Consider the following 18,486-nt stretch of genomic DNA (forward strand, 5'->3'; position numbering starts at 1 on the left):
CCGCAAGCTCTGTGCCATTTCGATTGGAAAAAATCGTATATCGCTATAGAAAATCAATAAAATGAACCGTTCGTATCGATATGCGATATTTAGTGGTCTATTTTTGCAATTTGCGGTAGAAATGTCGCCACGCCTGATCGATCAAACCCGCGAGTTCGCCATGTCCGAAGAACGCAACAGTTTGCACAACCAATCCCTGGAAAAAGGCCTGTCGGTACTCAAGGCATTTAGCGCACAGCGCCGCAGCATGAGCCTTGCAGAGGTGGCCGAGGCTGCCGGCATGACCAAAAGCTCGGCCCAGCGCATGGTGTTTACCCTCGAAAGCCTGGGTTACCTTCGGAAACACTCGCGCACCCGTCATTACCAACTCACACCCCGGGTGTTGGAGTTGGGCTTCAGTTACCTGGATGCGCATTCGTTGATCGAGGTGGCCAACCCGTTTCTGTCGGAGTTGACGCGGTTGACGGGGGAGACGTCGTGTCTCACGGAGCCTGCGGGTTACGACATGACCTATATCGCACGGTTCGTCAGCGCAGGTTTTGTGCCGGTGCATATGCCGATCGGCTCGCGGGTGCCGATGTATTGCACCGCATCGGGCAGGGCGTATTTGAGCGCGTTACCACAGGAGGAGGCGTTGGTGTTGATCGAGAACAGTCAGCGCATAGCCCACACCAGCCAGACGCTGACGGACGTCGAGCAGATTCTGGAGTCGCTGCAACAGGTGCGCGAGCAGGGCTACGCGGTGAATGGCCAGGAGTTGTTCCTGGGTGATATGACCATTGGCGCGCCGGTGTTGGGTGCGAACGGCCGGCCGGTGGCGGCGGTGCATGTGGTAGCGCCGACCAGTCGGTGGAGCAGGGCGGATGCCGAGAAGCAATTGGCGCCGGCGTTGTTGCAGTGCTCAAGAGCGCTGAGTAACTCAGCGCGGAATCTGGAATAACAGGCACTGATATTTAAATGTGGGAGCTGGCTTGCCTGCGATGACAGTGTGTCAGCCAATACATCCGGTACTGGAAGACCGCTATCGCAGGCAAGCCAGCTCCCACAGTTGAGCGTCATTGGTTTTGAGAGTGTTGTTGGGTCAGGCCACTGGATGAGCCTGATCCAACGCTTTGTCTACCAACAATTGCACACCTTCAAGCATGCGGCAGATACCCAGCGCCATATTGCGTTGAGCACCCTCGACTTCAAAGGCGAGATGGGCGGCGATGTCGTTGAGGCAGGCCAGGTCTTGCGAGGCATTGGCCAGCAGGGTTTCGGTGCCCAGGTCGGGGCGGAGGGTGAAGGGGGTGGTTGGGGGATTTGGACTGTCTTTGATCATGGTGGCATTCCTAAGATTAGTGGAGCTGCCAGCGTTCGCCGTCAAGCGAAGAGGGTGGCAGCTGTACGCGGGTTGACCGACCGGCAATCAAAGGAAATCCGGCATACCCGAAGGTATCCCGCGTACAGCCGCCGCAACACGATACCTCAGGCATAAAAAAAACGCCTGAAATAGGTTTTGGCGCAACAGTACTTCAATTAATCGGACGGTCAAATCCGGCCGCTGAATGGGCAGCGACGGCGAGGAGGTTAGCCAGCGAAGTTCCCAGGGACAACCTGAAAGCCTTGTGGGAAATCTCTGAGCCAACACTGTTCACCTGTGGGAGGGGCGGTGCGGCCATTCGACTTGCTCCCGATAGCAGTGGGTCAGTTGATACATGTGTTGACTGACACACCGCTATCGCAGGCAAGCCAGCTCCCACATTTTGACCTCATTGGTCATGAGGGCTATGTTTCGCCCCAACAAAAAATGCGCCCTTGGGGGCGCATTTTTTTGTTCGTGACCAGGTCGCCGATGCAGGTCTTTCCGGTGTAGCCAGGGGCCAGTGAAGACGGGTCGGGCAGCACGGCTTTGACCAGTTTCAGTGGCACCACTTCCAGGCCTTAGGCGGTGGTGACCGGTTTTTCGGAGAGCAGGCCGAACTTGTTCAGCATGGTGAGCATCCGCCACTTAAATAATAAAAAAATTCCCGGTGGTTCTGACAGAAAAAAGCTCAGTGTCGTCAGCCATTGCTTAATGATGACCTGCGATCTTCACATTCTTTAGCGGTTGCCCGACAATGCGACCCCTGTTCCGGAGTAGTTCAGCGGTAGAACACTCGGCTCTTAACCGGGTGGGCGCTGGTTCGAATCCAGCCTCCGGACCCATCACATTCAAAGGCAATCTGGACTCATCTCCAGAGCAAATGGAGCGACTGGCATGGGCGCAGGTTATGCGGTCTTCCAACTTTCCAAGGCATTGATCGCACACGATCATACCTCTAGCCCTCTTGCTCGTTTCAACGCCCGCAGACGTATCTCACACTGGCAACAAGTGATTGCACATATGCTGCAAGGCACCGCCGAGTATGGTTCGCGAACCCCGCTGGCCGAGATACCTGCCTGGGTTACGCTGGAAGTTATTACAGGCGGCTTTGCAACCGGCAACCTGTTGGCGGGTGGCGAATTGACTGACTATGAGCGTGAGTTGGCCGCTCGTGTTCCCGGTATTCGCAAAGGGTTTGAGCGACTGGATCTCAACGCTTGGCATCTGACGGATGATGGTCTTGAAACGCTGCAACAGCGTCTGGCCAGTTGTGACTATAGCGTCGATGTTCCGGAAGAAGCCGCGTTGCTGACAGTGGCATGGTTGTCGAGCCAGCGTCGCAACGACGAGGCCAGGGCACTGATAGACGTGATTGTTCCCTTTTTTGACCGATTGCGTTTCTTTCCGGCAACCTTCGCGCAGCTCCCGATTTCAGCCGCGCACGTACATGTCGCTAATGTTGGTGAGATCAAGCAGTTGCTTTTAACCTTACCGCCGCGGGCTCAAATCGTTGCTCAGAAACACACAATCGAAGCCCGTCTTCCTCTTTATGATTCAGCTGTTGCGCATTTCCTCCTGACGTATCAGGAGGGTTGGCCATGTCGCACTTACCCGGCTCAATGGCACGAACAGGCAGCCGAATTAGCTGCACGTTATGAACAGCTTGAGACCAACAAGTGCTCTTCTGATCGTGTAACGGAATTGTTTCTGTTGCTTGAACAGTGCTCTCACGATGCACAGTCGCTTACAGGGCGCCACGTAGGTCGTATTCGTCGAATAGTCGATGACTTCGTGCGCAAACATGGCGCGCCGGATTGCGCCTCTCACCTCGCGTTCCGGGAAGACCAGCTTCGCCAGGTATCAGGGCCAGTGCACCATCTTATTGCGCGTGCCGTGGCAAAGCGTCTTTCTAAGTATCCAGTACAAAGTGGCATCTGTGATTTTGGCGATTTGGTCATGCCGCTTGATGTTGAAGAGGCGGCGGATTGCGCGCAGGGCGAGGGTGTCGCGATACCCGCGCCAATCCTGCGACGTGTTCAACGCTGTCGCAGCGGAACAATCAGCGAGTTGATTGAGCATGGGTTGATCACTTCGGGTGACACAGTCGCACGAGTGCTGCCCGCGATGACCGCGCAGCTCAGTAGCGCAGGGTTACGCGACGAAAACTTGAGGAGGGTCTATGCCTCCACCTATCAGGCCTTCCGCCGTAGGCGTTCTTTATTGCTTTTGAATCTTCAACGTCAGGTGGGCTTCAGTGAGTTGCCGTGGATTGCTGCCATTGAAGGCGATCGACAGTCAGGCATCGGGACGGAGAGTGCAGCGAGGCAGTCTCTCGTTGAGTCCTCGGCATTAACGCTTCATGCCTTCCCATACGCCATCCTTCCTAACAAGCTTCTCCAAGAGCTTGGAACGCTGGTGGACACTGCGGACCTGGACCTTCCTTTGGTGGAGGAGGTCGCTGCAGATATCTTCATGGGGCAGTTCTCGACCAAGTTCGCAGACACTGCCCGGCGAGCGGGCTTGGTGATAGCAGGCTCCCTTTACGCGCGTTACTACGCCATCGATACAGACGAACTGGCTGGCCTCGTAACTAGAGGACGACGGCGCGGGCGAGTTGCACGCGAGGCTTTTGCAGCCTTATGTGCAAAGCGGGCGGAGGCGCAGTTGGGTACTAGGCACCCTGCAACCAATGGCACCATCCTTGAGCAACAGCAGATTTTAACGACGCAAAACCTTGCGCTGCTTTTCGACGAGCTTGGGTTGAAAGGTTTGCTGAGTACTCGGCTAGCGGGCATGGTTCAGGCGAGTTTTGAGTGGATCTGCAAGCGACACCATATGCACACCGATTGCTATCATGCTCGATTGATCATGCTCAAGAACACAGCTTATGCCTGGCGCCAGATGGTGTTTTACCTCGCAATGCTTGACGAGCATGAACGCGCAGATGCCTTGGAGTCGGTCGAGGTTTGCTTCGCTAAACAGCCGCAGGCTTTCCGCGAAAGATTTCTGCCAGTGATGATCGGTTTGCGCAAGGCTGCCGCAGGCGAAGTGTTGCCTCAGCAAGGTCAGACCGTCGACGGTGCCAGGGTCTTTTTGGGATGGACCACTACACGGCATTGGTTACTGCCGCCACAGGGCGTCTCTTCCAATTAAGTGTTTGGGCAGTAGGTAAGGGCTGCGTTTGGCCCAAACAAAAAATGCGCCCCAGAGGGCGCATTTTTTTGTTCGGGCCGCTATCGCCTATCAGGCAATGGCATCCCAGGCACGGTCGCCGTGCTCGTCTTTGATCCGAGTCGGCAGGCCCATCACGTCCAGCGCCTTGAGGAACGGCTCAGCCGGCAGTTCCTCGACGTTGGCCATGCGTTGCACGTCCCACTCGCCACGGGCAACCAGCAGCGCGGCGGCTACAGGAGGAACACCTGCGGTGTAGGAGATGCCCTGGCTGTCGGTTTCAGCGAACGCTTCTTCGTGATCAGCCACGTTGTAGATGAACACCTCACGCGGCTGGCCGTCCTTGGTGCCTTTGACCAGGTCGCCGATGCAGGTCTTGCCGGTGTAGCCAGGGGCAAGCGAAGACGGGTCGGGCAGCACGGCCTTGACCAGTTTCAACGGCACCACTTCCAGGCCTTCGGCGGTGGTGACCGGCTTTTCGGAGAGCAAACCGAGTTTGTTCAGTACGGTGAACACGTTGATGTAGTGTTCGCCGAAGCTCATCCAGAAACGCACGTTGGGCACGTCGAGGTTTTTCGACAGCGAGTGCACTTCATCGTGGCCGGTCAGGTACAGGTTCTGCGAACCGACCACTGGGAGGTCGTCGGTGCGTTTGACTTCGAACATGGTGTTGCTGGTCCACTGGCTGTTCTGCCAGCTCCACACCTGTCCGGTGAACTCGCGGAAGTTGATTTCCGGGTCGAAATTGGTGGCGAAGTATTTGCCGTGGGAGCCGGCATTGACGTCGAGAATGTCGATCGAATCAATGCGGTCGAAATGCTGTTGCTGCGCCAGCGCGGCATACGCGTTGACGACACCCGGGTCGAAGCCCACGCCAAGGATGGCGGTGATGTTCTTCTGTTTGCACTCTTCCAGGTGGTTCCACTCGTAGTTGCCGTACCACGGCGGGGTCTCGCAGACCTTGCCCGGCTCTTCGTGGATAGCGGTGTCGAGGTAGGCCACGCCCGTGTCGATGCAGGCACGTAGTACCGACATGTTGAGGAACGAGGAACCGACGTTGATGACGATCTGCGATTCGGTCTCGCGGATCAGGGCCTTGGTCGCTTCCACGTCCAGGGCGTTCAGCGCGAAGGCTTTGATGTCCGCAGGTACCTTGAGGCTACCCTTGGCCTTGACGCTGTCGATGATGGCCTGGCATTTGGAGATGTTGCGCGACGCGATAGCAATACGACCGAGTTCGTCGTTGTGCTGCGCGCACTTGTGGGCCACCACCTTGGCGACACCTCCTGCACCAATGATAAGAACGTTCTTTTTCAATTGCTTTATCTCTCCTTTATCCGCCAGCTTACGAAAGGCTGGACAGGTAGTCGTCGTAACCAAATTCACGAACCACTTCGACTGTACCGTCGAGTTGTTTCACTACGATGGACGGCATTTTCAGGCCGTTGAACCAGTTTTTCTTGACCATGGTGTAGCCCGCGGTGTCGATGAACGACAGCCGATCGCCGATGGCCAGCGGACGATCAAATTGGTACTCACCGAAGATGTCGCCGGCCAGGCAGGATTTGCCGCACACCATGACGGTGTGTTCGCCATCGCTCGGCGCCAGCTTGGCGTTGAGGCGATAGATCAGCAGGTCCAGCAGGTGGGCTTCGATGGAGCTGTCTACCACGGCGAGGTTCTTGCCGTTGTAGAGCGTGTCGAGCACGGTGACTTCCAGGGAAGCGCTGTTGGTGATCGCCGCTTCGCCGGGTTCCAGGTAGACCTGCACGCCGTACTTCTGGGAGAACGCCTTCAAGCGGGCGCAGAACGCGTCCACCGCATAGTCTTCACCGGTGAAGTGGATGCCGCCGCCGAGGCTGACCCACTCGACCTTGTGCAGCAGCGCACCGAAGCGTTCTTCGATGGTGCCAAGCATCTTGTCGAACAGGCTGAAATCGCCGTTCTCGCAGTTGTTGTGGAACATGAAACCGCTGATCTGGTCGATCACGCCTTCGATCTTCACCGGGTCCCATTCGCCCAGGCGGCTGAACGGACGCGCCGGGTCGGCCAGCAGGTAGTCGGAGCTGCTCACCTGCGGGTTCACGCGCAGGCCACGGGTCTTGCCTTCGGAACGTTCGGCAAAGCGCTGCAGCTGGCTGATGGAGTTGAAGATGATCTTGTCGCAGTTATCCAGCATCTCTTCGATTTCATCGTCGGCCCAGGCCACGCTGTAGGCGTGTGCTTCACCTTCGAACTTCTGGCGACCCAGCTTCAATTCATACAGCGACGACGAGGTGGTGCCGTCCATGTATTGCTGCATCAGGTCGAACACCGACCAGGTGGCAAAGCACTTGAGCGCCAGCAGGGCCTTGGCGCCGGACTGCTCGCGCACGTAAGCAATCTTCTGCATGTTGACCAGAAGCTTCTGTTTATCGATGAGGTAGTACGGCGTTTTGATCATTTTTGAGAGCCTGCGGCGGTGCCTGCCAAAAAAGGACACGCATTGTGCCCGCACTTGGATCGAATCGAAAGGTTCGTGGGCGGATTTTGCTGCCCTAGGTTTTCGACTCTACCTTCTGAGTATGACTATCCATAGGCACACCCAGCTCCCACATTTGATCTCCATCCGGCGATTGGGTGCCATCAAACTGTCATCTCCTCACCGCCGAACTGCCACATTCCCCCGTTACTGTCCTCGCCAATGAGATCGATCTCAAGCGAGTGACAATGACTGACCTGAAAGACGTTGCCCGACTGGCCGGCGTATCCCGCGCCACTGCCGCCCGGGCCTTTGCTTCTCCTGATCAAGTGCGCCCGACCACCCGTGAGCAGGTGTTCGCCGCCGCCCGTGAGCTGGGTTTTCGCCCGAATCTATTGGGCCGCCAATTACGCTTGCAGACCACTCAGTTGATCGGGGTGGTGGTGCCCAACTTGCTCAACCCGGTGTTCGCCGAGCAGTTCCAGGCCATGGAGCGCGCCGCGCGCTCGCGGGGCTACAGCCTGGTGCTGGCCACCACCGACTACAACAGCGAACGCGAGAGCATCGTGGTGGAAGAATTGTTGCGCCAGCGCGTCGACGGGTTGGTGCTGACGGTCACCGATGCCGAAAGCAACGCCGTGCTCAGCAGCCTGAACACCGAACAAACCCCCTTTGTATTGGCCTATCACCAACCGAGCAACCCCAACTACAGCGCCGTGTCGGTGGACAACCGTGCGGGCATGGCCCTGGCCACGCGCTATCTGCTGGATGCGGGGCACCGACGCATCAGCATGGTCGCCGGTCCCGCGTTGCAGTCGGACCGTGCTCGCCTGCGCTATGCCGGGTATTGCGATGCGATGAACGAGTACGGCCTGCGACCTCGCCCAGTGATCGAAATGCCGGCCCACACCCAGGCCGAATTTGCGGCTATCGCGCCGTCTCTGCAGGGCGGCGACGCCCCTACCGGGTTGGTGTGTTCCAACGACTTCCTGGCCATCAGCCTGATCGCCGAACTGCGCCGCAATGCCTGGAACGTCCCCGAACAACTCTCGGTAATGGGCTTCGACGGCATCAGCCTCGGCACCCAGATGCACCCGACCCTGTGCAGCGTGGTGCAACCCATCGCGCTGCTGGCCAGTACCGTGATTGACCAACTGCTGGCGCAGATCGCCGGCAACCAGCCGATTTCCCTTTGCCTGCCTTGCCACATCCGGCCGGGCGAAAGTACTCAACCCCATGAGGAGACCCTTGATGCGCGCATTCAGTAAAACCCTGGCCGCCGTGCTGTTGTGCGGCGCGGCCAGCCTGGCCCAGGCCGCCGAGACCGCTATTTGCTACAACTGCCCGCCGGACTGGGCCGACTGGGGCACCCAACTCAAGGCCATCGCCGCCAGCACGGGCGTGCAGGTGCCGCTGGACAACAAGAACTCCGGCCAGTCCCTGGCGCAACTGGTGGCAGAAAAAGCCGCACCGGTGGCCGACGTCGTGTACTACGGCGTGACGTTCGGCCTGCAAGCGCAAAAGGCCGAGGTGGTCGGCACCTATAAGCCCAAGGCCTGGGACCAGATCCCCGCGGGCCTGAAAGACCCGGCCGGCCATTGGTTCGCGATCCACTCCGGTACCTTGGGCATCATGGTCAACGTCGATGCCCTCGGTGGCCTGCCGGTGCCGCAGAGCTGGGCCGACCTGCTCAAGCCTGAATACAAAGGCATGGTCGGCTACCTCGACCCGTCCAGTGCGTTTGTCGGCTACGTCTCGGCGGTGGCAATCAACCGTGCCCTGGGCGGCGACCTGGACAACTTCGCGCCGGCCATCGACTACTTCCAGAAGCTGGCGAAAAACGCGCCTATCGTGCCTAAGCAAACCGCCTATGCGCGGGTGCTGTCCGGTGAGTTGCCGATCCTGGTGGACTACGATTTCAACGCCTACCGCGCGCGCTACAAAGACAACGCCAACGTCGCCTTCGTGATCCCCAAGGAAGGCAGCATCAGCGTGCCCTACGTGATGAGCCTGGTGGCCAATGCACCGCACCGCGCCAATGCCGAAAAGGTCCTCGACTTCGTGCTGTCGGATGAAGGCCAGGCGCTCTGGGCCAAGGCCTACCTGCGGCCGGTGCGCCCGATGCAGATGCCAGCGGAGGTTGCCGCGCAATTCCTGCCGGACAGCGACTATGCCCGCGCCGGGGTGGTGGACTACGAAAAAATGGCCGCTGTGCAGGAAGCCTTCGCCGCCCGTTACCTGAACGAGGTCAAGTAAGTGGCTGCATCGGCAAAACACGCAGCCTGGGCGCTGGCCCCCGCGCTCGCCGTGTTGCTCGCGTTCTGGTTGCTGCCGTTGGCGCACTTGATGGTGCTCGGCGCCGAGAGTCGTGACAGCAACGGCAGTGGCTACTGGCAGGTGCTGAGCAGTGCGCAGTACCTGGGCAGCCTCGGGCAAACCTTGATATTGGCGGTGGTCGTGACGTTCGCCGCGCTGGTGGTGGGGGGCATCAGCGGTGTGTTCCTCGCGCGGCATCAGTTCTTCGGGCGCTCTGCATTGGTCGCGTTGCTCACATTTCCGTTGGCGTTTCCGGGCGTGGTGGTGGGTTTCCTGGTGATCTTGCTGGCAGGCCGCCAAGGCCTGTTCGCCGCGCTGGGGCTGCAACTGGCCGGTGAACGCTGGATCTTCGCTTACTCGCTGGCGGGCCTGTTCGTGGGCTACCTGTACTTCTCGATCCCACGGGTGATCCTCACGGTGATGGCCGCCTGTGAAAGCCTCGACCGCAGCCTGGAAGAAGCCGCGCACTCACTCGGCGCCGGCCATTGGCGCGTGGTGTGCGACGTGATCGTACCGGGCTTGGCGCCAGCATTGGCTTCCTGCGGGGCGATCTGTTTTGCCACCTCCATGGGCGCCTTCGGCACGGCCTTTACCTTGGGCACACGGCTAAATGTCACCCCGGTGGCGATCTACAACGTGTTCACCAACTACGCCAACTTTGCCGTCGCCGCCGCGCTGTCGGTGGTACTCGGTGGGGTGACGTGGGCGGTGTTGCTGCTCACCCGGCGCCTGGTGAAAAACGCGGGGACTGTCTTGTGAAACGTTCATCGCTGTTCGTGCTTCAACTGCTGTTCACGTTGGTGGTCTGCGCCTTCATGTTGGTGCCGGTGCTGATGTCGCTGCTGGCCGGTTTGACCCGCAACTTTTTCGTGGGCGTGTCCAGCGGCCTGACCTTCGACTGGCTGATCCAGGTGTGGCAAGCCTATTCGCCCACCGTGTGGTTGTCGCTGCAACTGGCGCTGGCCTGTGCGGTGTGCGTGTGTGTGATCGGTGTACCGGCGGCCTACGCCTTGGTGCGGATGAACAATCGCTTCAGTCGCGCCTTCGAAGAATTGATGGTATTGCCGGTGGCCATGCCCGGCTTGGCCAGTGCGTTGGCGTTGCTGCTGACCTATGGCCAGTTCGGCAGCTTTCGCAGCAGTTGGCTGTTCATCCTGGTCGGCCACGTGTTGTTCACCTTGCCGTTCCTGGTACGCCCAGTGATGGCGGTGATGCAACGCCAGCAACTGCCGGTATTGGAAGAGGCCGCCGCCAGTTTGGGCGCCGGGCCGATCAAGCGCTTTTTCAGTGTGGTGGTGCCCAACTGCCGCGCAGGCATCCTGGCCGGTGTGCTGATGGTGGAGACCTTGTCCCTGGGTGAGTTCAACCTGACCTGGATGCTCCACACGCCGATGACCAAGACACTGCCCGTTGGCCTGGCCGACAGCTACGCCTCGGCACGCCTGGAAATCGCCAGTGCCTACACCCTTATCTTTTTGCTGATGATCGTGCCGCTGCTGATTGCGTTGCAGGCCATCAGTGCCCGTTTGTCCCGTGGAGAGCGTCGATGACCGCTATCACTATCCGCCTGCAAGGCTGCCGCAAGGTATTCGCCGACGGCACCGTGGCCGTGCATGACTTGAACCTGACGGTTGAAGGCGGCGAAACCCTGGCGATCCTCGGCCCGTCGGGCTGTGGCAAAACTACCACCTTGCGCTTGATTGCCGGCCTGGAACGCCCGGATGTGGGCCAGGTGTTTTTTGGCGATCAGGACGTCACGCGCCTGCCCATCGAGCGCAGGGATGTGGGCATGGTGTTCCAGAACTACGCGCTGTTTCCCAACCTGGATGTGGCGGGGAATATCGTCTACGGCTTGAAGATTCGCGGCCTGTCGGCGCCGGAGCGCAACAAGCGCTGTGAAGAGCTGTTGGAGCTGGTGGGCTTGCAGGGCCACGGCAAGCGCAGCATCCACGAGCTGTCTGGCGGCCAGCGCCAGCGCGTGGCACTGGCCCGCGCCTTGGCGCCACGGCCCAAGGTGTTGCTGCTGGATGAACCGCTGGCGGCCCTTGATGCGCAGTTGCGTGAACGCCTGCGCAGTGAGCTGAATGATTTGCTGCGCGGGCTTGGCATCACTTCGGTCTTCGTGACCCACGACCAGGGCGAAGCCATGGCCCTCGGCGACCGCATCCTGGTGATGGAAAAAGGCCGGGTTGCCCAGTTGGCGAGCCCGCGAGACATCTACCAGAAACCGGCCAACGCCTTTGTCGCAGGCTTCGTCGGCAACCTCAATGCCTTCGAGGTCATCCAGGCATCGTCCCATGGCTTAAAAGTCTGCGGCGGTGAGTTGCCGTGGCACGAGGCCAACCTGCCGAACACGGTGTATTGCCGCCCCGAACACCTGCGGGTGATGGAGCGCGAAGGGCACTTGCACGGCCATCTTCTGGCGCAGTTTTTCCAGGGCGCACAAAGCCGTCTGTTGGTGGATGTGGGCGGCCCGCAACCGCTGCTGGTGGACAGCAGCGACAACCAGCTCTACGCCGTCGGCGCGCCGATTGCCTTAGCCGTTGCGCCGCACATGTTGTTCACCCTGAATGCTTGAGAATTTATGTTGAATCGTCCATTTGTTGTTGCGCAGATCAGCGACTTGCACCTTAAAGCGGGCCAGCGTCTTACCTACGGTGTGGTCGATACGTTGGGTGCGCTGCGCCGTGCCGTCGACCACTTGAACGCCAGCCACCCGCGCCCCGATATCGTGGTGATCAGTGGCGACCTGGTGGACTTCGGCCGCGCCGATGAATACGCCGTGCTGCACCCCGAACTCGCACGCTTGCACATGCCGTGCTACCTGGTGCCCGGCAACCATGACACGCGCGAGCCGTTGCTCGATGCGTTCCGCGATCACCGCTACTTACCAGCCTCGGCAGACGGGCCTTTGGACTGGGTGGTGGACGAGCATCCGCTGCGCCTGATCGGCCTCGATTCCACCATCCCTGGCGGTCACGGCGGCCAGTTGCTCGACAGCCAATTGCAGTGGCTCGATGCGCAGTTGGCGTTGCGCCCTGATGCACCCACGTTGCTGATCCTGCATCACCCGCCGTTCATCAGTGGCATCGGCCATATGGACCGCGAACCCTTTATCAACGCTGCGGGTTTGGAGCGTGTAGTCGCCCGTCATCCGCAAGTGGAGCGCCTGCTGTGCGGGCACTTGCACCGTCCGATGCAGCGCCGCTTCGGCGGTAGCTTGAGTTGTGTCTGCCCCGGCACGTCCCACCAGATCGTGCTGGATTTGCAAGAAGCGGCGCCCGCGCATTTCAACCTGGAGCCGGCGGGCTATTTGCTGCATCGCTGGGACGCGCAGCAAGGTTTGATCAGCCACAACGGCGTGTTCGGGAATTACCCGGGGCCGTATCCGTTTTATGACGCGCAGGGATTGATTGACTGAGGGTGTACGGAGGTTCTTTCGCTCAACTAAGACGCTAATCGTTAGTTAACGCACCGGCCAACCCGAGTTTGGCCGTGTGCTTCCTGCTGCCCATTTTTTGCGCCCGGAACTTGGATTCCGCGCCGGAGTTCGTCCTGATGAAAGCCACTTTGAATGTTTTAAGCGTATTGACCGGCAGCCTGGGCATTGCCCTGAGTCCCTTGGCCTCGGCTGATTTTTTGAGCGACAGCAAAGCCAACTTGAGCATGCGCAACTTCTACTTCAACAACGACAACCGTGACGGCACCGCCGCACCCTCGAAGACCGAGGAATGGGGGCAGGCGTTTATCCTCAACTACCAATCCGGGTTTACCGACGGCACTGTCGGTTTCGGCCTGGACGCTATCGGCATGCTCGGTGTGACGCTCGACAGCAGCGCCGGCCGCCACGTGGGCAGTTCGATGATCCCCAATGACGACGGCAAGGCCGCCGATAACTGGGCCCGTGGCGGAGCAACCGCCAAGGCCCGCTTCGCCCAGACCGAACTGCGCTACGGCTACCTGCGCCCGAACCTGCCGATCCTGGTGAGCAACGATGGCCGGCTGTTGCCGCAGTCTTTTGAGGGCGGCCAGATCACCAGCAAGGACATCGACAACCTGACCCTGATCGGCGGCCAGTTGCAGCACACCACCGGTCGTGGCTCCAGCGACCGCAGCGGCCTGGCAGCGGCGGGCGGTACCCAGGAAAGCAATAAATTCAACTATGCCGGCGCCGATTACCAAGTGAACAAGGACCTGCTGGTCCAGTACTACTACGCCAACCTTGAAGACTATTACCAACAGCACTTCGCCGGTTTGATCCATGTATTACCGTTGGGCGACTACGGCTCATTGAAGACCGACCTGCGCTACTTCAAGACCACTTCCGATGGCAAGAACAGCAACGCCGCTGGCCGTGCCGAAGGCTACAAGTTCAGCGGCTATACCAAGAATGGCAACGGTGAAATCGACAACAACACCTGGAGCGCGGCGTTCATCTACTCCCTGGGCCCGCACGCGATCACTGCCGGCTACCAGCAAGTCTCGGACGACAGTAACTTCGCCCAGCTCAACCAGGGCGGCCTGGTGAATAAAGGCGAGGGCGGCTCCAGCCTGTACCTCTACACCGACCGTACCGTGCAGACCTTCATCCAGGCGGGCGAGCGCACAGCGTTTGCGCAATATGCCTATGACTTTGCCGCGCTGGGGGTGCCGGGCTTGAAGGCGTCGATGATGTACTTGAAGGGTGACCATATCCTCACCACCAGCGGTAACGATGCCAGCGAATGGGAGCGGGATATTTCCCTGGACTATGTGGTGCAGAGCGGCACGTTCAAGAACGTCGGGTTTGGCTGGCGTAACGGCGTGTCCCGCAGTGAGGTGGCCAGGGACCAGGATCAGAACCGGGTGTTTGTGAACTATTCGATTCCGTTGATGTAAGCCGCGCGAGAGTGCGGGCCTCGATAGGGTCCGGGGTCTATGTTGGTTAGGGGAAAGCGCCCCCTGTGGGAGCTGTCGAGCTTTAGCGAGGCTGCGAAGGCGTCGGCAGGGGCGATAAATGTGTTGCCTGGGACACCGCTATCGCAGGCAAGCCAGCTCCCACATTTGGTCTGTGTTGGCAGGTAAGGAGTGTTCGGCTACACATCCCACCGGCACCACCAAACGCTGTCAGGTATTGGTCTTGAGCTTGGTCCACAACCGCGTCGCCAATCGCGCGATGGCGGGTGGCAGGTCTTCGACGATGAACAGCTTGTCCATCACGCTTTTCGGCGGGTAGATCGCCAGGTCCTGTTTCACCGCCGGGGTGAGGAATTCATCGGCAGCGCTGTTGGGGTTGGCGTAGTGGATGCTGTTGCTGATGTTGGCGATCACCTTAGGGTCGAGCAGGTAGTTCATGTAGGCGTAGGCGTTCTTTTCATGAGGCGCGGCCTTGGGCATCACGACCATGTCCAGCCACAGCGTGGAGCCTTCTTCGGGAATGGAGTAGGCGATGTCGATACCGTTCTTGGCTTCCTTCGCGCTGGCCGCCGCTTGCACCACATCGCCGTTGAAGCCGATCACCGCGCAGATATTGCCGTTGGCCAGGTCGCTGATGTACTTCGATGCATGGAAATACTGAATGTACGGCCGGATCTTCAACAGCGCCTGCTCGGCCTTTTTGTAGTCGGCGGGCTCGTGGCTGTGGTGGGGCAGGCCCAGGTAGTTGAGGGTGATGGGCAGGATCTGCGTGGGGTTGTCGATGATCGCCACGCCGCAGGTGCTGAGCTTCTTGATCGTGTCTTCATCGAAAAACATCTTCCAGGAGCGGGTCACGTCGGTGTTGCCAAAGATCGCCTTGATCTTCTCGACGTTGTAGCCAATGCCTGCAGTGCCCCACATATACGGGAAGCCGTACCGGTTGCCGGGGTCGTTGGTCTCGAGTTTTTGCATCAGCACCGGATCGAGGTTTTTCCAGTTCGGCAACTGGCTGCGGTCGAGTTTCTGGATCGCCCCGGCCTTGATCAGCCTTGACAGGAAGTGGTTCGAAGGGCTGACCACGTCGTAGCCGGTGTTGCCGGTCATCAGCTTGGATTCGAGTACTTCGTTGCTGTCATGAATGTCGTACGTGGCCTTGATTCCGGTGGCCTGGGTAAAGCGCGTCAGGGTGTCGTCGGCGATGTAGCCGTTCCAGTTGGAGATGTTCACTTCTTCGGCGGCCTGACTGGCCATCGAAAACACGCTGAGCATGACCGCCACGGACAATCGGTTGATGTGCATTGCATTCACCCTTTTTGTTTTAGATTTCTGAACGGGCGCGCACCGCTTCGATGCGCATGCGCAGCAGGGCGCCGAGGTCGAACAAGGGGCGCGGTGGCAGCCAGCCAGGTTGTGCGCGCTGGGTCACCGATTGCAGCAGTGGTGAGTGTTCACCACTGGCCCATTCGGCCATCAGCCGACCCCACAAGGTGCCGCGCGCCACACCGGAACCGTTGCAACCGGCGATGGCGTACAGGTTGTTTTCGACCCTGGCGAAGTACGGCTGGCCGGAGCGCGACGCGCTGAGGTGGCCGGTCCAGGTGTAGTGGATGTCCTGCTCGGTGAGCCACGGAAAACGCCGTTGCAAGCCGCGCACGTGGTGCTGGCGGCGCTGCTGCAAGTCATCGTTGGACAAGTCTCGCGTGCGGTACTCGGCAGTGTTGCGGATCATCACGCGACGGTCCGGAGTCAAGCGCACGGTGGCCCCCAATGGCCGTGTGGAGAGCACGCCCCATGGCTCGGCGGCGCATTCCTTGGCGGTGAGCGGGCGGGTGAGGCTGGCGCTGAGTTCCATGGGGAAGGTGGCGCTGTTGCCCAGGCCCACACGCGGGATAAAGGCATTCAGGCACACCAGCGTTTGCCGCGCCTCGACGCTCCCGGCCTCGCTGCGTGCGCGGATGGCGCCGTTGGCCATACGCTCCAGGCCGGTGATGGCGGTGTGTTCAAACAGGCTGACATTTGCCGGCAGGGCCTCCAGCAGGCCTCTCACGTACTTGGCCGGCTGCAACAACGCGTTGCCGCTGCCGCACCAGATACCGGCCTGGTAATGCGCGGTGCCGAGGGCTTGGCGTAGTGCATCGCCTTGCAGGAAATCGGCGGACGCACCCAGGGCGCGCAAGGTCGCGAGCTTGGCCTCGACGTGGCTGAGTTTGTCGGAGTCGTGCACGGCGAAGAAATAGCCGTTGTCACGAAAATCGCAGTCGATGCCGTGTCTGCCGATGCGTTGGCGCACCTCATCGCTGGCAGCACGTGAAATGGTGGTGTCCACTTCAAAACCGGCGAATCCCGCGCTGCCCATCAGTTCGTTTTCCGCCGGGTGCTCGTGCGCCACCACAAACCCCGAGTTACGGGCCGAGGCACCTTGTGCGGCGTGTTGCCGATCAATGATCACGATGTGCGCTTCGGGGTGCAGCGCCGCCAGGCTGTGGGCAGCGCTGAGCCCGGTGATGCCGGCGCCGATCACCAGCCAGTCGGCCTGCAGCGTGCCTTGCAGGGCGGCGCGGGCGGGCAGGGGGTCGGTTTGGGCTATCCAGCCACAGATATTGTCCACGGTAACCTCGGCTGCATGCGCTGTTCGCATGGATGGTTTAAGTCGATGGCTGGAATTTATAGGGCGTTTGGTGATACAATCAACGTTATAAAATCATCCAGCTATTCGGAAAACGCATGGATAAGATTCGTCACGTGCCATCGTTGCAGGGCCTGCAAGCGTTGGTAGAAGTCAGCGACAGCGAAAGCTTCACCCTGGCGGCGCAAACGCTGTGCCTGACCCAGAGCGCAGTCAGCCGCCAGATCCAGCAATTGGAAAGCCACTTCGGTGTGGCGCTGATCACCCGCACCAGCCGTCGCCTGCAACTGACGGCCGAGGGCGAGCAGGTGTTGGCCAGTGCGCGCAGTATCCTGGCGCAACTCAAGGGGCTGGAGGACCGGATTTCACCGCACAAACGTCCGTTCCGCATTCGCCTGCATGTGTCGCTGGCGGTGCGCTGGTTGCTGCCCAAGTTGAGTGACTTCTATCGGCAGCACCCGGACATTTCCCTCGCGATTGAGACAGTCGCCACAGAGGTGGTCGAGCCCGCCGGCGACAGTGATGCCTACATCCAATACCTGCCCAAGGCGCCGAACGATCAGGCCTGCCTGACGTTGTTCCAGGAAAAACTGGTGCCGGTATGCGCGCCCCACCTTGGGCCGCTGGCAACGCTGCAAGACCTGCAGCACGTGGCGCTGCTGCACCGTTCGGTCGACAAGCAAGACTGGCGCGTATGGCTGGCCGCTCATGGCGCCGAGGCGCTGGAAGATTATCGGCACATTCCGTTCAACCTCGATGAGCTGGCGCTGGATGCCGCTGCGCGAGGGTTGGGCGTGGCGATGACCGACCAGACGCTGGCCGCCGAGTCCATCGAACGCGGTGTGCTGGTAGTGCCCTTCGGTGAACCACTGGAAACGGGTGGGGTGTACGCGCTGTGCCTGCAACCGATGGCGGCGTCTCACCCGGGGTGCAAGGCGCTGATGGAGTGGTTTACCGGTCAGGCGCAGCGCTGAACTACAAACGTACAAGAATCCGCCCAGCCCGCCTCAGTAGACTCGAATCACTTCCTCTACTGCAGGTTTTTCATGGACATTTTCCTCTACGCATTCAGCGTCATGTACAGCCCCGGCCCGGTGAACTTCATGGGCCTCAATGCCGGGCTTACCGGCCAGTTTCACCGCTCCACCGGGTTCTTCATCGGCGTTGGTTGTGCGATGTTGCTGCTGTTCGTGTTGTTCGGCTACACCGGCGAGGCGATCATTTCCCAGGCGGCGTTGCCGTACATCTCGTTGATCGGCGGTGTGTACACGTTGTACCTGGCCTATCAGGTATTCACCGCGCGCACGGTGGTGGATGAGGCGTCCTCAACGGCGCCGGCCAAGACCCTCACGTTCTGGAATGGCTTGGTGATTCAGTTGCTCAACCCCAAGGGCATCATGGCGGTGCTGCCGATCACCAGCGTGATGTTGCCGGCGGCGCATATCACCGGTGTGTCCATCGCAGTGGTGTCGGCCCTGCTGGCGTTTGGCGCGTTCGGCGCGCCGTGGATTTACTCGCTGCTGGGTGCGCTATTGGGGCGGCGTATCAACGGCACGTCGGCGTTTACCGTGTTTAATCGCTGCATGGGGATTGCGCTGGCGGTGTGTGCGTATTTCATGTTTCACGCGTTTTACGTGCACCTGATACCCAGCGTTTAACACCGTCAACCTG

General features: G+C 60.0%; 16 protein-coding genes, 1 tRNA gene and 1 pseudogene. 12 read left to right on the forward strand and 6 right to left on the reverse strand.

Going from position 1 to position 18,486, the window contains the following annotated elements:
* The first annotated feature begins 160 nt into the window (after positions 1-160).
* Positions 161-940, forward strand: coding sequence for an IclR family transcriptional regulator (locus CFE47_RS00965; RefSeq protein WP_185707044.1), 780 nt, complete (start codon positions 161-163; stop codon positions 938-940).
* A gap of 141 nt (positions 941-1,081) precedes the next feature.
* Here CFE47_RS00965 and CFE47_RS00970 read toward each other — a convergent pair whose 3' ends face one another.
* Both CFE47_RS00970 and CFE47_RS31705 read right to left on the reverse strand, forming a co-directional pair.
* Positions 1,082-1,321 (reverse strand): DUF6124 family protein, encoded by a 240-nt coding sequence (locus CFE47_RS00970; protein WP_286835096.1) that lies wholly within the window; start codon positions 1,319-1,321, stop codon positions 1,082-1,084.
* A gap of 488 nt (positions 1,322-1,809) precedes the next feature.
* A pseudogene (locus CFE47_RS31705) lies at positions 1,810-1,971 on the reverse strand (saccharopine dehydrogenase); the annotation flags it as partial.
* A gap of 141 nt (positions 1,972-2,112) precedes the next feature.
* Between CFE47_RS31705 and CFE47_RS00980 the strand changes: the two are divergent.
* Both CFE47_RS00980 and CFE47_RS00985 read left to right on the forward strand, forming a co-directional pair.
* Positions 2,113-2,187 (forward strand) — tRNA-Lys (locus CFE47_RS00980).
* A gap of 52 nt (positions 2,188-2,239) precedes the next feature.
* A complete protein-coding gene (locus CFE47_RS00985) occupies positions 2,240-4,498 on the forward strand; it encodes a hypothetical protein (RefSeq protein ID WP_286835097.1) in 2,259 nt (752 codons plus the stop codon).
* A gap of 90 nt (positions 4,499-4,588) precedes the next feature.
* Here CFE47_RS00985 and CFE47_RS00990 read toward each other — a convergent pair whose 3' ends face one another.
* On the reverse strand, positions 4,589-5,833 hold the full coding sequence (locus tag CFE47_RS00990) for a saccharopine dehydrogenase family protein (RefSeq protein ID WP_185707048.1): 1,245 nt from the start codon (positions 5,831-5,833) through the stop codon (positions 4,589-4,591).
* A 28-nt stretch (positions 5,834-5,861) separates the two neighbouring features.
* On the reverse strand, positions 5,862-6,959 hold the full coding sequence (locus CFE47_RS00995; protein WP_286835098.1) for a carboxynorspermidine decarboxylase: 1,098 nt from the start codon (positions 6,957-6,959) through the stop codon (positions 5,862-5,864).
* A gap of 266 nt (positions 6,960-7,225) precedes the next feature.
* Between CFE47_RS00995 and CFE47_RS01000 the strand changes: the two genes are divergently transcribed.
* The 7 genes from CFE47_RS01000 to CFE47_RS01030 all read left to right on the forward strand — a co-directional run bounded on the left by CFE47_RS01000 (position 7,226) and on the right by CFE47_RS01030 (position 14,171).
* Positions 7,226-8,245 (forward strand): LacI family DNA-binding transcriptional regulator, encoded by a 1,020-nt coding sequence (locus CFE47_RS01000; protein ID WP_286835099.1) that lies wholly within the window; start codon positions 7,226-7,228, stop codon positions 8,243-8,245.
* Positions 8,229-9,233 carry an ABC transporter substrate-binding protein gene (locus CFE47_RS01005; protein ID WP_185707056.1) on the forward strand — a complete coding sequence of 335 codons (1,005 nt, stop codon included), beginning with the start codon at positions 8,229-8,231 and terminating at the stop codon, positions 9,231-9,233. The genes CFE47_RS01000 and CFE47_RS01005 overlap by 17 nt, the downstream gene beginning before the upstream one ends.
* The gene (locus tag CFE47_RS01010; RefSeq protein WP_286835100.1) at positions 9,234-10,052 is read left to right on the forward strand and encodes an ABC transporter permease; all 819 of its coding nucleotides are present in this window, start codon (positions 9,234-9,236) and stop codon (positions 10,050-10,052) included.
* Positions 10,049-10,843 carry an ABC transporter permease gene (locus CFE47_RS01015; protein WP_286835101.1) on the forward strand — a complete coding sequence of 265 codons (795 nt, stop codon included), beginning with the start codon at positions 10,049-10,051 and terminating at the stop codon, positions 10,841-10,843. The genes CFE47_RS01010 and CFE47_RS01015 overlap by 4 nt, the downstream gene beginning before the upstream one ends.
* Positions 10,840-11,871, forward strand: a complete 1,032-nt coding sequence (locus CFE47_RS01020) for an ABC transporter ATP-binding protein (protein WP_286835102.1) — start codon at positions 10,840-10,842, stop codon at positions 11,869-11,871. The genes CFE47_RS01015 and CFE47_RS01020 overlap by 4 nt, the downstream gene beginning before the upstream one ends.
* 9 nt (positions 11,872-11,880) lie before the next feature.
* On the forward strand, positions 11,881-12,714 hold the full coding sequence (locus CFE47_RS01025; protein ID WP_286835681.1) for a phosphodiesterase: 834 nt from the start codon (positions 11,881-11,883) through the stop codon (positions 12,712-12,714).
* 137 nt (positions 12,715-12,851) lie between these two features.
* Positions 12,852-14,171, forward strand: a complete 1,320-nt coding sequence (locus tag CFE47_RS01030) for an OprD family porin (RefSeq protein WP_286835103.1) — start codon at positions 12,852-12,854, stop codon at positions 14,169-14,171.
* 228 nt (positions 14,172-14,399) lie between these two features.
* Here CFE47_RS01030 and CFE47_RS01035 read toward each other — a convergent pair whose 3' ends face one another.
* Both CFE47_RS01035 and CFE47_RS01040 read right to left on the reverse strand, forming a co-directional pair.
* Positions 14,400-15,488, reverse strand: a complete 1,089-nt coding sequence (locus tag CFE47_RS01035) for a polyamine ABC transporter substrate-binding protein (protein ID WP_286835104.1) — start codon at positions 15,486-15,488, stop codon at positions 14,400-14,402.
* Between the two features lie 19 nt (positions 15,489-15,507).
* Positions 15,508-16,797 carry an NAD(P)/FAD-dependent oxidoreductase gene (locus tag CFE47_RS01040; protein WP_286835105.1) on the reverse strand — a complete coding sequence of 430 codons (1,290 nt, stop codon included), beginning with the start codon at positions 16,795-16,797 and terminating at the stop codon, positions 15,508-15,510.
* A 116-nt stretch (positions 16,798-16,913) separates the two neighbouring features.
* On the opposite strand from CFE47_RS01040, the gene CFE47_RS01045 reads away from it, so the two are divergent.
* Both CFE47_RS01045 and CFE47_RS01050 read left to right on the forward strand, forming a co-directional pair.
* Positions 16,914-17,789: a LysR substrate-binding domain-containing protein gene (locus tag CFE47_RS01045; RefSeq protein WP_286835106.1), complete on the forward strand. Its 876-nt coding sequence runs from the start codon at positions 16,914-16,916 to the stop codon at positions 17,787-17,789.
* Positions 17,790-17,861: 72 nt separating this feature from the next.
* A complete protein-coding gene (locus CFE47_RS01050) occupies positions 17,862-18,473 on the forward strand; it encodes a LysE family translocator (protein WP_286835107.1) in 612 nt (203 codons plus the stop codon).
* Positions 18,474-18,486: the final 13 nt, after the last annotated feature.

The sequence above is a fragment of the Pseudomonas sp. PGPPP1 genome (assembly GCF_002255865.1).
Taxonomy (GTDB): Bacteria; Pseudomonadota; Gammaproteobacteria; order Pseudomonadales; family Pseudomonadaceae; genus Aquipseudomonas; species Aquipseudomonas cremoris.

Excerpts from the sequence above, each read along its gene's own strand:
- CFE47_RS00965 (WP_185707044.1), top strand. The coding sequence starts at position 161 with ATGTCCGAAGAACGCAACAGTTTGCACAACCAATCCCTGGAAAAAGGC.
- CFE47_RS00970 (WP_286835096.1), bottom strand. The coding sequence starts at position 1,321 with ATGATCAAAGACAGTCCAAATCCCCCAACCACCCCCTTCACCCTCCGC.
- CFE47_RS00985 (WP_286835097.1), top strand. The coding sequence starts at position 2,240 with ATGGGCGCAGGTTATGCGGTCTTCCAACTTTCCAAGGCATTGATCGCA.
- CFE47_RS00995 (WP_286835098.1), bottom strand. The coding sequence starts at position 6,959 with ATGATCAAAACGCCGTACTACCTCATCGATAAACAGAAGCTTCTGGTC.
- CFE47_RS01000 (WP_286835099.1), top strand. The coding sequence starts at position 7,226 with ATGACTGACCTGAAAGACGTTGCCCGACTGGCCGGCGTATCCCGCGCC.
- CFE47_RS01005 (WP_185707056.1), top strand. The coding sequence starts at position 8,229 with ATGCGCGCATTCAGTAAAACCCTGGCCGCCGTGCTGTTGTGCGGCGCG.
- CFE47_RS01020 (WP_286835102.1), top strand. The coding sequence starts at position 10,840 with ATGACCGCTATCACTATCCGCCTGCAAGGCTGCCGCAAGGTATTCGCC.
- CFE47_RS01030 (WP_286835103.1), top strand. The coding sequence starts at position 12,852 with ATGAAAGCCACTTTGAATGTTTTAAGCGTATTGACCGGCAGCCTGGGC.
- CFE47_RS01035 (WP_286835104.1), bottom strand. The coding sequence starts at position 15,488 with ATGCACATCAACCGATTGTCCGTGGCGGTCATGCTCAGCGTGTTTTCG.
- CFE47_RS01045 (WP_286835106.1), top strand. The coding sequence starts at position 16,914 with ATGGATAAGATTCGTCACGTGCCATCGTTGCAGGGCCTGCAAGCGTTG.
- CFE47_RS01050 (WP_286835107.1), top strand. The coding sequence starts at position 17,862 with ATGGACATTTTCCTCTACGCATTCAGCGTCATGTACAGCCCCGGCCCG.